General features: G+C 47.3%; 12 protein-coding genes and 1 tRNA gene. 6 read left to right on the top strand and 7 right to left on the bottom strand.

Annotation, left to right across the window (positions count from 1 at the left end):
- Positions 1–13 precede the first annotated feature (13 nt).
- Both ACWIP2_RS06410 and ACWIP2_RS06405 read left to right on the top strand, forming a co-directional pair.
- Entirely contained in the window at positions 14–406 is a 393-nt protein-coding gene (locus ACWIP2_RS06410) for an ExbD/TolR family protein (RefSeq protein WP_448519083.1), read from the top strand.
- 2 nt (positions 407–408) lie between these two features.
- Positions 409–1,248, top strand: coding sequence for a hypothetical protein (locus ACWIP2_RS06405; RefSeq protein WP_448519082.1), 840 nt, complete (start codon positions 409–411; stop codon positions 1,246–1,248).
- Between the two features lie 143 nt (positions 1,249–1,391).
- Here ACWIP2_RS06405 and ACWIP2_RS06400 read toward each other — a convergent pair whose 3' ends face one another.
- On the bottom strand, positions 1,392–1,586 hold the full coding sequence (locus tag ACWIP2_RS06400; protein WP_448519081.1) for a cold-shock protein: 195 nt from the start codon (positions 1,584–1,586) through the stop codon (positions 1,392–1,394).
- A 143-nt stretch (positions 1,587–1,729) separates the two neighbouring features.
- Complete coding sequence (locus tag ACWIP2_RS06395) at positions 1,730–2,443, bottom strand: ATP-binding cassette domain-containing protein (RefSeq protein ID WP_448519080.1); 714 nt, start codon at positions 2,441–2,443, stop codon at positions 1,730–1,732.
- Between the two features lie 146 nt (positions 2,444–2,589).
- Here ACWIP2_RS06395 and ACWIP2_RS06390 point away from each other — a divergent pair, with 146 nt between their 5' ends.
- On the top strand, positions 2,590–3,000 hold the full coding sequence (locus tag ACWIP2_RS06390; protein ID WP_448519079.1) for a response regulator: 411 nt from the start codon (positions 2,590–2,592) through the stop codon (positions 2,998–3,000).
- Positions 3,001–3,016: 16 nt separating this feature from the next.
- Here the strand turns inward: ACWIP2_RS06390 and bcp are convergent, their stop codons facing one another.
- Positions 3,017–3,466: a thioredoxin-dependent thiol peroxidase gene (gene bcp, locus ACWIP2_RS06385; protein WP_448519078.1), complete on the bottom strand. Its 450-nt coding sequence runs from the start codon at positions 3,464–3,466 to the stop codon at positions 3,017–3,019.
- Between the two features lie 107 nt (positions 3,467–3,573).
- Here bcp and ACWIP2_RS06380 point away from each other — a divergent pair.
- From ACWIP2_RS06380 to ACWIP2_RS06370, 3 genes are all read left to right on the top strand, one after another.
- A tRNA-Arg gene (locus ACWIP2_RS06380) sits at positions 3,574–3,645 on the top strand.
- A 381-nt stretch (positions 3,646–4,026) separates the two neighbouring features.
- Positions 4,027–5,094: a hypothetical protein gene (locus tag ACWIP2_RS06375; protein WP_448519077.1), complete on the top strand. Its 1,068-nt coding sequence runs from the start codon at positions 4,027–4,029 to the stop codon at positions 5,092–5,094.
- A gap of 39 nt (positions 5,095–5,133) precedes the next feature.
- Positions 5,134–6,441, top strand: coding sequence for a D-alanyl-D-alanine carboxypeptidase/D-alanyl-D-alanine-endopeptidase (locus ACWIP2_RS06370; protein ID WP_448519076.1), 1,308 nt, complete (start codon positions 5,134–5,136; stop codon positions 6,439–6,441).
- A gap of 426 nt (positions 6,442–6,867) precedes the next feature.
- Here ACWIP2_RS06370 and ACWIP2_RS06365 read toward each other — a convergent pair whose 3' ends face one another.
- The 4 genes from ACWIP2_RS06365 to ACWIP2_RS06350 all read right to left on the bottom strand — a co-directional run bounded on the left by ACWIP2_RS06365 (position 6,868) and on the right by ACWIP2_RS06350 (position 13,506).
- A complete protein-coding gene (locus ACWIP2_RS06365) occupies positions 6,868–7,389 on the bottom strand; it encodes a hypothetical protein (RefSeq protein WP_448519075.1) in 522 nt (173 codons plus the stop codon).
- Between the two features lie 91 nt (positions 7,390–7,480).
- On the bottom strand, positions 7,481–8,851 hold the full coding sequence (locus tag ACWIP2_RS06360) for a sodium:solute symporter family protein (protein ID WP_448519074.1): 1,371 nt from the start codon (positions 8,849–8,851) through the stop codon (positions 7,481–7,483).
- Between the two features lie 336 nt (positions 8,852–9,187).
- The gene (locus ACWIP2_RS06355) at positions 9,188–10,477 is read right to left on the bottom strand and encodes a hypothetical protein (protein WP_448519073.1); all 1,290 of its coding nucleotides are present in this window, start codon (positions 10,475–10,477) and stop codon (positions 9,188–9,190) included.
- Between the two features lie 20 nt (positions 10,478–10,497).
- Positions 10,498–13,506, bottom strand: coding sequence for a SusC/RagA family TonB-linked outer membrane protein (locus tag ACWIP2_RS06350; protein ID WP_448519072.1), 3,009 nt, complete (start codon positions 13,504–13,506; stop codon positions 10,498–10,500).
- Positions 13,507–13,572: the final 66 nt, after the last annotated feature.

Raw genomic sequence — 13,572 nt, 5'->3', positions numbered from 1 at the left:
ACGATCATTCAAAATGGCACTTGGTTCAAAAAATAAAGTCAGTGCAGATTTTAACATGTCCTCTATGACGGACATGGTTTTTCTGCTGCTCATCTTCTTCCTGCTCACCTCTAACTTTGTTACCCCCTCGGGGCTTCCCATCAACGTACCGACAAGCAAGGCAGGCGGCAAGGTAATTCCTAAAATCAGCGTCAGCATCACCAAAGACAGGCGCTATTTTATCAATGAAATTGGCGTTCCCTACGAGCGGCTGGAGGCAGAGTTGCGTGCGCAATTGCGCAACCGCGAGGATGGTTTGGTCGTTTTGCAGATAGATAAGGACGTACCTGTCCAGTATCTGGTAGATGTGGCGGGCATAGCCACAAAGCTCCGCGCGAAAGTTTCAATCGCCACCAAACCCGATTAACCATGAACAGCACCCAACGCGAGGAACAAGACCGTCGGTTGGCAGGCATATTCACTATTGTGATTTATGCTGCGCTACTAGCTATCTTTATTTTTACGGTCGTATGGTCGCCGCCCGATCCTCCTATTCCCGTCTATGGCATAGAAGTAAATTTTGGGACGGCTGATGCGGGCAGTGGCAGGATACAGAGCCAGTCCAAAGCCAATAACAATAACAATCTGGATGATGCGCGCCCCAACACAACGCCCGTAACCGAAACGCGTCCTACAACGCAGCCTGCTCAGCCAACTCCTGAAAGAGTTGTGGAGCAGCCCGTAGCTCGTCCGGTAGTCACGGAAGATCCTAACAGCCCAGATATTCGCAACGATCAGAAAATATCGCCGCCTGTGGTCAATCGGCCAACGGAGCAACTGCAGCGTACCGAACAGCCAAGTAATACCGAAAGTGGCAGAGGCGCCGGCGATAAGAGCACTGCCAACAACAACGGCAACGTAGCAGGAGCAACCGGCGATCAGGGCAAACCCGATGGCAGCCTGAACACCGATGCGCTCATGGGCAGCGGTGGCAGCGGCGGCACTGCCTTAGATCTTGCAGGATGGACGTGGGATACGCGCCCTGTGGTCAACGACAAATCTTCGGAAACAGGCAGGCTGGAATTTGAAATCCGTGTAGATAGAAACGGAGACGTGGTAGGTGTGCGGCTGTTATTTCGCTCTGTAAGTCCCTCGGTAGCAAGGCTTTACGAGGAAGCGCTGCGCGAAGTCTCATTTCGCCCGACTGCGGCGGGCGCTCGCCCTTCTATTACTGTGGGCAGAGTTATATTCAATATCACATCGCGATAGCCAAACAAAAACCCCAAAGTACTTTATGTGTACTTCGGGGTTTTGACATGTAAAGGAAACCCTAAAATATATTTTAATTGCAACAAGGCATTCTAAATCATATTCTACGGCTTGCCTAACCGTGGACTGCAATCGTTAATGAATTAGTTGGCTAATCTAACGTTGACTGCATTCAAACCTTTTTTGCCGCGTTCCGTGTCATAGGTAACTTCGTCATTTTCACGTATTTCGTCAATGAGACCTGTAACGTGAACAAAGATTTCTTCACCAGTTCTATCAGCTTTGATAAAGCCGAAGCCTTTGGTGGAATTGAAGAACTTAACTGTTCCTTTTTGCATACTAATGAATGGTGTTATTGAGAAATATTAACATTGCAAATCTACATATTCCGATTGGAATAATAAATTTTTTAGTCCGATAATTTGCCGTTATTCGCAAAATATTTTTTTGGCTCGCCTTCGCAATAAAGAAGCAATGGATTTTATTGCGCGGGCTGCGTCAATTGACGAAAGACCTCTTCCAGACTCGTATCGCTGGTCAACTCGCTAACGGAAGCATCTGCCACTATCTTGCCTAAGTTGATAATAACTACGCGTTGGCAAATGGCTTGCACCTCTTGCATAATGTGTGTGGAGAGTAGTACCGTCTTGTCAGTTGCAGTAGAAAGGATCAGTTGGCGGATTTCTATAATCTGGTTAGGGTCTAAACCTGTAGTCGGCTCGTCTAGAATCAGTACAGGAGGATTGTGGATCAGTGCCTGTGCCAAACCTACCCGCTGCCGATAGCCTTTGGAAAGTGCACCGACTTTTTTGTGCTGTTCGCGTTCCAGCCCGCAGCGATTGACCATTTCGGCAACCCTTTGTTGCAAGCGCGCCCCTTTGAGTCCATGTAGTTTACCGGCAAACTCGAGATGCTCGCGCACGTACATGTCTAAGTAGAGTGGGTTGTGCTCGGGCAGATAGCCTACACGCTTCTTTACTTCGGCGGTTTGCTGCGCCACATCGAAGCCGCAAACCGTTACGCTACCCGCTGTGGCAGGCAGGTAGCCAGTAGCAATTTTCATAGTTGTGGACTTACCTGCACCGTTGGGGCCCAAAAAGCCAACAATCTCTCCTTGACCTACGTGAAAAGAGACCTGATTAACTGCCAATTGGCTGCCGTACTGCTTTGTAAGCCCAGAAATAATTACTGACATCTGTATGAGTTTCCACAAACTTAAAAAAATGACATTATTTTACAGCTAAGTATCATAACTTTGCTTTTGAGGCGTTTAAAATGAGATTGCAGTATTGACTTGGGTAGTTTGCGCAAAACTCTCAATTAATAAATAACTCTCCACTTATGTCCCAGTTTGAGGCACAATCAGCAGATTCAAAAAAAATAAACATCTTAGTAGTTGAAGATGACATGATTAATGCTTTTGTGTTTCAAAAGTACCTTTCAGATAGATATAATGTTTACCTTGCCGATAACAGCAATATACTATCACATATTTTGCAAAAAATATCTATAGACATCATCCTGATGGACATCAATTTAGATAATTCAGATGAAAACGGGGTTGAACTTTTGCAACATATTCGCCGCAGTTATCCTCATCAACGCTTTAAGTCAATTGCCCTTACTGCCTTTACAGAAGAAGAGTACGAAAAAATTTGCAGGGAAGCCAATTTCAATGCTTTTTGTCGTAAACCTCTGAGCAAAGAAAAGCTGCTCAGTGTAGTAGCAAATACCCTGAAGCAGCCTTTCTGATTTATTTCAACTGTCTCTATTTAAGGATTTGGGAGGCGTGTTCTTTAGTTTTTACTTTTTCGATCGTGTCGGTAATAACTCCCTGTTCATCAATCACATAAGTAACTCGTGCTGTTCCCATGTAGGTTTTGCCATACATGCTTTTTTCTACCCATGTTTCATAGAGTTGGTGAATTGTTTTGTCTGTGTCAGCAATCAGCGGGAAGGGCAGGTTGTACTTTTCTTTAAATTTAGTGTGTGATTTTTCGGAGTCTGTACTAACACCGATTACCTCATAACCTGCTGCCAGCAAGCGATCGTAGTTGTCGCGCAGATTGCAAGCCTCCGCCGTACAGCCGGGAGTATCGTCTTTCGGATAAAAGTAAAGCACTACTTTTTTGCCTCTGAAGTCAGATAGGCGAATGGTTTCACCTGCATGATTTTTACCTTCAAAGTCAGGGGCTTGAGTACCGGGTGCTAATGCCATAATATATTATATTGTGTTTACAGATTGAGAAAACTTTTAGCGGAATAACTGCCGTAGGTGTATCCTTGTTTGGCGGGCTTTTTATATTTTTGCAAGCCTTTCAACAGGGCCGCGTAGTACAATGGATAGTACGTGAGTCTCCGGAACTCAAGATCCAGGTTCGATTCCTGGCGCAGCCACAAAGTTTTTTCTTTTAGTGTTCAATATCCCTCAGAACGCTCCAAATCAGGGTTTTTGCTTTATGAAAGCAGACTTTTTCTCAAAAAACGCGTTTTTTGCATTATTTGAAAGCTATCTATTTGCGTCTTGCTGCCTGTTGTCAAAACCACTGACAAAGCGTACACTATTTGCCACAGTCACAGATCCTAAGACGCTTTTAGGATCACATCATCTGTTTTGGCAATAATTTTGCCCTATATTGCACGATGCTCGCTTAGTATGCTACATGGCAGCCTACCCCTTATCACATCAAAACATTCTACTGGTACAGTAGCACACTTGTGATACAGTTTTGTACGACCGGTGTGTACAAGTCTATAATTTTCTATCAATCAAATAACATGAGAAAGCAGTTGAATAATTTTACAAAAACAACAGTTGGTCTATTGCTGGTATTGCTCATAAGACAGCAGGCAGTTCTGGCACAGGAACTATTAGATGTAACGATTATGGGGGAAACATGGGCTTCTGTCAAGGCCAATCAGGAAGGCAGGCTAATTTTGCTATACTACAAGAGCCGCCCCTTCAATTATATGGACGACTATGCTCGGCAGACAGGTATTGACTATGAAATGGTTAATCTATTCATTAGTTTTCTCAAAAGGAAGTACAATGTAAATATTGAGCCTATCTGGATAGAGTTATCCAACTACGAAGAGTTAGCTGCTTATTTCCCTAATGTTAAAAACGGGACTATTGGTATGCCTGCCATGTCAGCCACGCCCGATATGGGGCAGATTGCCTTGCTCTCACTGCCCTATATGCATAACAATTTAGTAGTCGTAACGCATCCGAGCATCCGGCAGGCAGCTTCTGAGGCAGCGCTCAAGGCTGCTTTGAAAGAAGCAACAGCTTACTATGTAGAAAATACCGTTGCTTATGATGAGTTGCAAAAGCTGAACAGCGCTGCCAAAACAGTGGCAGTCAAAAACAGTGAGGCGCTTGCCGATGCGATTGCTGCTACAGAAAACAGCTATGCAATTATGCCGCTGTACGATTATTTTGTAGCTGTAAAGCGCGGCTTGGAGGTAAATCGCCAGAAGTTTCTGGAAGTGCCACAGGCGGACGTTTCGTGGTGGCTGCCCCGCCAAAGCGACTGGGCAGAGCCACTGACAGAATTTTTTACGCATGAAAACTTCAAAGCCAATGCTTCCCTGCTCGTAAAACGCCACTGCACCATAGATGCCGAAGAACTCACCTTGCAGCAAAGCAATCGGGCGCAGCAAGAACAGACAGGTGAAGAACAGCCGACAGGCGTATTTGAGTTCAAAACCACAAATTCGCACCTCTGGTTTGCGCTGATTGTCCTTGCTATCGTCGTAGTGCTGGTTGTGGCCAATCGCAGCATCGCCGCCAGCCGCAAAAAAGCCGCCGAAGAACTGGCAATGCGCAAAAAAGCAATGAAGTAACAATTTGCTACCTTAGCCGCAAAATAATTGCTGCTAAGGATGAAAAAATACGCTTATGCAGGCTTGTGGCTGCTGTTAATTGCCACAGCCTGCAACCCTCGCCTGACCACGCGGAGCATGGAACGGCAAGCTGCCAAAAACAAAAGCTATGAGCGGAGTTTCCACGGGCTTGCCGTCTATGACCTTGCTGCGGAAAAGTATCTGATTGCCTACAATGCGCAGAAGTACTTTACTCCCGCTTCCAATGTCAAACTTTTTACCTTCTATGCAGGGCTGGAACTACTGGGCGACAAAGTTCCGGCATTGCGCTATCAGCAGCGCGGCGACTCGCTTATTATCTGGGGGACGGGCGACCCTACGCAACTGCACCCCGACCTGAAAAGCCGCGCCGTCGTTGATTTTCTCAAAGAGACAAAGGGCAATATTTTCTACTCGGCAGCCAATTTTTCCGACGAGCGCTTCGGCTCAGGCTGGGCTTGGAATGACTATCTGTACAGCTACCAGCCCGAAAAATCGCCGCTGCCGCTGTATGGCAACTTCGTGCAATTCAGCAAGAAAGACAAGCAGGTGCGAATTGTGCCCACTTTTTTTGCGGCAAATGCTACCGCTGAAAAAGACTTGCTCAGCCCCGTGATGCGCGGGCTTTCGGACAATCATTTCCGCTACAACCCCACAACGCTCAAAGAGGAAGAAACGCCTTTCTACACTTCCCCCGAACTGACGGCGCGATTGCTGGCGGACACGCTGAAAAGACCCGTGCAGTTGGTCAATATCGCACTGCCCGATAGCGGACAGTGGCAAACGCTTCCCGGGCTTCCAATTGATGAACTTTACCGCCTGATGTTACAGGAAAGCGATAATTTTTTGGCAGAGCATACGCTATTGCTTTGCGCAGGCGAACTGCGGGCGGGCAGTTTTACCCTCCGCAGCGACAAAGTCATCAGCCACATGATGAAAACACATTTGGCAGACCTGAGCGAACAACCGCGCTGGGTGGATGGTTCGGGGCTTTCCCGTTACAACCTGTTCACACCGCGCAACTGCGTGGAACTGCTGCGCAAGATTTACACGAAAGTGGCAACAGACTCCGTTGGTGAGCGGCGGCTGTTTAGTCTGCTGCCGCAGGCGGGCAAAAGCGGCACGCTGCGCAATGTAAAAGTTTATCCTCCTTCGGTGTATGCCAAAACGGGTACATTGAGCAATAACCACAACTTGAGCGGCTTTCTCATTACGCGCAGCGGCAGGAGGCTGATTTTTTCTTACATGAACAATCATTTCATGGTGCCGACAGCTACCATCCGCGAGGAAATGGGGAAAATCCTATGGCAACTCTACGAGCAGTATTAAAAAATTTAGTTGTTACAGCACGTAACATTGTCCGAAAACGGACAAAAATTGGACAAAATCGGACATATTATCTATGATTGATGTTGCAACAATTATTTTATAGTGTTGATAGTCACGTGTTTACGAGTTTTGGCACTTGGTTTGGCAACACGTAGATAAAATAAATAAGTTTCATCTTGATAGCTTTGAATTTATAGGTTGATATGTTTTAATTGTTGTAGCGAAAGGCTGTTCTGTCTCAGAACAGCTTTTTTATTTCCTGTTGTTTAACGGCTGCGTCGCACAAAGGTTGTTGCGACAATAAATTGAAGGGATAATCAGAAATACACTGCGGTCTTTGCGATTGTCAATCGCGGTCAGACCGGAATATAAAAAAGCCACTCTGAATCTACTGTCAGAATGGCTCGTGCGCTTATCAGATCAAAACTACAGGCTTAGAAAAGTAGTTTTAGAGCTACACCCTCCACTGCCGGATGTACAAGAGCATTTTTGTTTTTTACATCTTTCAATAATCTCTTGTGTGCACTCTTGGCATCCCCATGCGCTTGTACATTTCATTTCGCATTCACCAACAGCGTAAACAGTAGCATTTTTAGGATTTAAATCCATGGATGCATTGTGCTCTACAAGAGGAACTACAAGTTGTGTAAGTTCATCGTTCACATGATACTTTGCTACAATAGCCTTGAATGTACCTTGACTATCTTGAAGCTCTGTAAAAGCAGCTTCTACAATAGCTATTTCGGAACGTTCTTTTGCTAATGCTTTGACTAAACCATCCAGCTCCGATTGTTGATTTACATGAAACGCCCTCTTGTCTTCGGATAAATAAACAACATTTTCTACAATATTTAGCTGCTGATCAGTTGTTTGACAGCTATTCAAGCTAATAACTGTTGCAGACAATAGTATTATTGTTGCAACATAAATAATGAAGGAATTTTTCATAAGAATGACAATTTAAGGTTAGTAATAATTGCATACTAAGATATAAAAAGCACCAATATGAGTCAATAGTCCTTCAATAAATTCATCATAATTATTCTTTGATATAACTCCCTGTAATCATACAAAAAATACTGACTGCCGTGCCGTAAATTAAAGGAGGAGTTGCCGTATCCAGCAGGATGCACAGCAGCCATACAGCGAGTCCGCTTATCATGGAGGTAATAGCGCCAAAAGAATTTGCCCGTTTCCAGTACAATCCGGCGGTTAATGGAGCAAAAAGCGACACCAATGTAAATGCAGATGCCATTGCTGCCAGTTCGTAGATGCTGGAATGCAGGTTTGCCATGATGGCGGAAAGCACAGCAACCACTACCACAGAAGCCCGCATCAGGTTTAGTACCTGGCGGTTGGTCAGGGTAGAGCCTTTGAAAAGTGGTTTGAGGATATTTTCACCCAAAACGGCGGCAGGTGCAAGGATTGCCCCGCTCGTAGTGCTCAGAATCGCGGACAGCAGCGCTCCCATGAACATGATTTGCAGCCAGATGTCCGTATGTCGCATAACCATTGTTGGCAGGGCGAGTTGCGTATCGCCTTTCATGATGTCAGGATAGAGAATAGAACCGCAAAGCCCAATCATCAGCGGCATTACGCCAATGGAAAGGTACATCACTCCGCTCAGCAGCGAGGCATTGACGGCGGCGCGTTCCGATTTGGAGGATATGATGCGCTGAAAAAGGTCTTGCGAAGGAATAGAACCCAGCCCCAGCGTAATCAGCGCGGCGATGTAGTGCGTAATACCATGCCACGAAAATTCAGGGGTGTAATCAAAAAATCCTTCCGGCGTGTGTTGCTCAATAGCTTCCCAGCCGCCAACATCGCCCCAGAGACGGTGCAGCAGAAAAAGCAGCCCGATGATGATGATAAAGGTTTGCAGAAAATCAGTAACGGAAATCGCCCACATGCCACCGATGTAAGTATAGAACAGCACTACGCCCATAGAAAGCCAGATGCCCCAAACCATCGGCAGCCCCGTAATGGTTTGGAGCAGCAGCGCAAGTGCGACGAGTTGCGCCGCAATCCATCCAAAGTAGGAGGGAACCATGAAAATAGCGGAAATCAGTTCGGCTTTTCTGCCAAAGCGGATTTTGAAAAAGTCATTGATAGTGAGGATGTTAAGCCTGTACAGCGGTCGTGCATAGAACAGCCCGACGAGGACAAAGCAAAGCGCCGCACCGATGGGGTCTTCAATTACGCCCAGCACTCCCAGCTCAATAAACTTGGAAGACGCGCCCATGAGCGTTTCCGAACCGAACCAAGTGGCAAACAGCGCCGTTGCCGTAACAATCATGGGCAACTGTTTGCCCGCTATCAGAAAATCTTCGGCAGTAGTAACCCTTCGGGAAGCCCAATAACCAATTAGCATGGTGATAAGCAGGTATATCAGAATGAAGCCGAGCAGCATATCACAAAAAATTCGGGGAAAGATGTATGATTTGAAGCACACAAATATTGACCAATACAGAAACAAATTACAAAAATGGAAAACGAAATCTACATACTCCCCGAAAAACACCGTCCAAAAATGTAGCGCTCAGTTACTTGCTTGGCGGAGTGGTGCTGACTGCGATCGGCTGATTGGCATTGGCACCGGTGCGGTGCAGTATTTTTCAAAGCCCGTACAAACCATTTTGCTCAGCTGATCGGCAACACAAACCCTGACAAGTTTTTGAAGCCTGTCAGGGTTGTAATTAATACCTGCCGGTGGTCATAGACCTCGACAGCGAATTTGCCGAAATAATTAGCGCAGCGCAAACTCAAAGCTCACCGGCCAGCGGCGGTAGGTATTGGGGCGTTCTGCGTTCACCTGACTCCAGCGACGACCTCTGCCGACGTACTCATAACGCGCCACACGGGCAAGCGGAAACTCTGTTGGGTTATCGGCAACTGTACGCGCCTGTGCTTCAGGGACTCCCCAACTGCGCACCACATTGAATACAGTAGTGTTGCGGTCAGCTTGCCCCAGTTCTGCCAGCATTAGCGCCACCTCCTGCCAACTGATGATGGGATATAACACGACAGGCGTAATTGCACCCGGACCGGGAGGCACAGGGAAAAAGTAGTTGATGCGCGTTTCTATAGCTACCGAAGGATCAAACCAGTTGACAGGCGCTCCCCTGCGGTTTACATCACCCGGGATGCGGTTTTGTACAAAGCTATCGCTGAAGTCATTCACGCGGAATGAAATATAGTTAACTGCAGGCGGATACAGACCGGGGCCTGTCAGCGCATTAATTACCCGATAGCCTGCCTGCGTAGCAGCATCTGCGGCAGTATAACCGTTTTGCAAGAATGCTGCTGCCTGATTGCGCGTACCCGTATCGAAATGCAACATACCAATCAGTGAGTCGCATAGTTTTTCACCGGAGCGATTATTGTTGAGTAGCAATCCTGTTGTAATGGGAACACCACCTACCACAGGATCGGGTATAGCTAAAGCGCTATATGCCTGAAACTGTTGCTTAGCAGCCTGTAATGCGGCAATAGCACGTGCTTTTGCTTCGTCAGGCGAAAGCAGCCTGCCCGTACCGGGTTCAGGAGTCTGTTCGTAAAACTTAGCAAAATCCAGAAACATCAACCCCTCGATCACTTTAGCATTGGCTGTCAGCAGGGCTTTTGCTTTGCTGTCCTGCTGCGGGTTGCTACTGAAAGTGTTGCGCGGAATGGCTTCCAAAGCCTCAATCACCAGCGCATGAGCGGTGTACGCGCGACGCGAGTTGGTAGAATTTTGTGAATTATCTAAGGCTACTATACCTTCTTCCTCTATCCTATTGGCAAAAATAAACTGCCCGGCAGAGCCTGTCGCGCGAAGTTCTTCGCGTCCGATGAGCGAAGCCGACCAGCCGATTTGTTGGTGTGCCTCAAAGCCGTTTTTCAACGCACTAGCTACTAAGGCAATTGTTCCCGATGGATTGGTCGCATTGGTAGGGGTAATTGCAACAGGATTGTCTATTACTTTAAGTCTGTCGCAACCTGTCAGGGCAACGAACAGCCCCAGCACAGGAATCATCAGTTTATGTACGTTTTTCATAATTGTTCAATTTAGCAGAGTTAAAATCCAACGTTGAGAGAGAAAGTATAACTGCGCGGAATACCGGCTTCCCAGAAATCAACACCGCGCACCCATGCGTTCTGCTGTCCTGCGCCTGAAGTTTCGGACTCGATGTCAAAGCCACCTTTGTACTTACTGAATGTCAGCAGGTTAGCACCTGTAAGCGAGAGGCTGAGTTTCTTTACAAAGCTACCCGGAATCTTGCTTAATTGATCTTTAGGCACAGTATAGCCTACTGTTAAGAAGCGCAATTTGGTAAAACTTGCGTCCTGCACCCAGCGGCTGAAATCGTTGAATATGCCGCCTTGCGCTGCAGGAGCGTTCAACTCTGCTGCCGAGCGATTCCAAAATTCATCGTGCATACGTGTGCCGGGCGCAGCCAGATCGCGCGCTGTGCCATTGAATCGCTTCAGACCGCTCTTGCCGCCAAACAATACGCGGGCAAATAAGCCTTTATAGTCAACTTGAGTATTAAAGTTGAAATCGAAACGGGCAAAAGGTGAACCAAGGAAAATATCCTGACCTGTAAAAGCCGGAGTCCATAAGCCGCCCAATGGATAACCTTCCTTGATGCGGGCAATGCTCAGCAAACCGCCCAGTACTTGCGGCGTTTGTCCGGGCTGTGCGGCAATATTCAGGCTGGTAACTTTATTGTCTAAAGTTGTTCCTGTAAAGCCTAAGTTCCAAGTCAAATCTTTCGTGCGGATCACATCGCCATTGATGGCAATTTCAAAACCGCGATTGTACATTTCGCCCACATTGATCAAATTTTCGGTAAAGCCGCGATTAGTGGCAGGGTTCACGCCCGAGTTGAGCAGCAAGTCGCGGAACTGTTTGTTATAGTAGGTCAGCTCAAAGTTCAGGCGACCTTTCAGCAGCGAACCATCAATGCCAATTTCCGATTCGATCTGCGTCTCAGGTTTGAGGTTAGGATTACCCGGGGTCAGGTAGTTGATCGTAGAAGCGCCGTTGTAGCCCCCTGGATCTAAGCCAAAGGTAGGGTTGATGAAGAACGGCGGCGGCTGTGTACCCGAAGAGCCAATCGCAGCGCGGGCGCGGATGTTATCTTTGATGCTGTAGCTTACCGATGCACGCGGATAGAAGAAAAATTCTTCGCGGAAAGCAGTACCCCGATCAAAACGTCCACCTAAATTGACGAAAACCTTATCCTTGTACCCAATTGTCTCGTTGAAATAAATACCCAGCGTATTTACGGGAGTGCGCAGCTCGAAGTTAGATCCTGCATTAAACACCTGATAACCACCGAGAAAACGCTCATTTATAGTCGGTACGCGGTTCTGGAAACGCGCATACAGATAGGTGCGCAGATTTTCGTCGTACTGCAAGCCAACTGCAGATTTAACATACAAGTCCTTGTTGATTTCCCAGGCATGATTCAGACCAAGGGTAAAAGTTGTCTGGCGCAGCACTTCTTTATCCACATCGAGGCGACCTGTAGGAAACAGCGACACCAGCCCGAACGGATAAATCATTTTACCATCAATATTGCTGTTATCTACCCCCAAATTGGCATCTACTACCAGATTTTGCGTGATGTTGTATTTGGCGTTTACACTGCCAATAATGCGCTGAATGTCGTTTTCGCGGCGTAGCGTTGTATAAGCATCTGGCGAGGCGATGCCCAAATCTACCCGCGCAGCCTGCGCAGGGTTACGCACCTGCTCTAAGGTCATAAACGGCATGGCGTTCGAGTTGCGCCCCCATGCGTTTACTATAAAAAAGCCCGGCGCACCTCCCGGCAACTGTACGCGCTTGTCTGCTGAATAATCGGCATTTACACGTACTTCAAATTTATTGGTCGGGCGCGAGGTAACGCTCACACGGAAGCCGTTTGCACCGAATTCCGTTCCTTTCATATGCCCGATGTTGTTTTGCGTACTGGCAGATGCGTAATAGCTGAGTTTGTTATCGCCCCCTGCTACGCGGAAGGTATGCCGCGTAAACGAACCGCGACGGAAAGCCGCTGTCATCCAGTTGATGCCAAGTCCGCTTTGCTGCGCGAATAGATCTATTTCGGCGGGGGTATAGCGGCGCGCAATCGCAGCACCTGTTTGTGCCTCATTCACTAAGGCAGCCCAAGTGCGCACCTCCTCAGGCGACCAGTTCATTTTATAGTTTAGCACTCCACGGTGCACCTCTGTCGTACCTGCGTCTAAACTGTACTCAAAAGTAGGCTGTCCTCCTCCGCCGCTTTTGGTCTTGATTACGATAACGCCCGAAGAAGCACGCGAACCGTAAAGCGAAGCCGCTGCTGCGCCTTTCAGTACTTCTATACTTTCAATGTCCTCGGGGTTGATAGCCCCCAATGCGCGTGTACCATTGTTCATACCAAAAGAGGCTGAGCCTGTACCATTAACGGCATTAGCACCTGTGGTTACATTTCGATTGGAGTTGTCCAGAAAAATCCCATCTACGATCACCAACGGCTCGGAAGCGCCAATGATTGAATTGCCCCCGCGTATCCTGAAACGGAAACCGCCTCCGGGTGTACCATCGGTTGAGTAGGTTTCTACCCCTGCCAAACGACCAATCAGTGCATCTTCTACTGTTGGAATAGGTAATTCCTCAAGTGTTCTGCTACTAATATTGGCGCGGGAAGTACCCAATTCTTTTTGCTTGGTTTGCACAGCAAGTCCCGTTACCACAATGTCTTCCAAATACAAATCCGTGCTCTCCAGCGTAAAATCAAATGTTTTACTCTCATTGGCTGCCAGTTGGATAGCTACCTCGCGCTCTTTGAAGCCGATGTTTCGAATCACCAAAGTTACAGTTCTTCCAACAGGAATACCTGTCAGGCGGTACTGACCTGCAAAATCGGTAGCCGTGCCGATGGTCGTACCTTTGATCTGCACAGTGGCGCCGATGAGCGGCTCATCACCCGCTGCATTGGTAATTTTACCACTGATTGTGCCTGATTGTGCCCAGAGCCATTGCGGTAGAGCCATCAATAGCCCCATAATCAATAGGTGGTGTCTAAGTTCTTTCATGTTCATGCGATTTGGATGGTTGAGACAAACAAACTTTTGCCTAAATTAGTTAATCTCATTAACAAT

It is taken from the genome of Rhodoflexus sp., assembly GCF_053489755.1.
The sequence above is the reverse complement of the archived record's forward strand: the minus strand, read 5'-3'. Positions and strand labels throughout refer to the sequence as shown.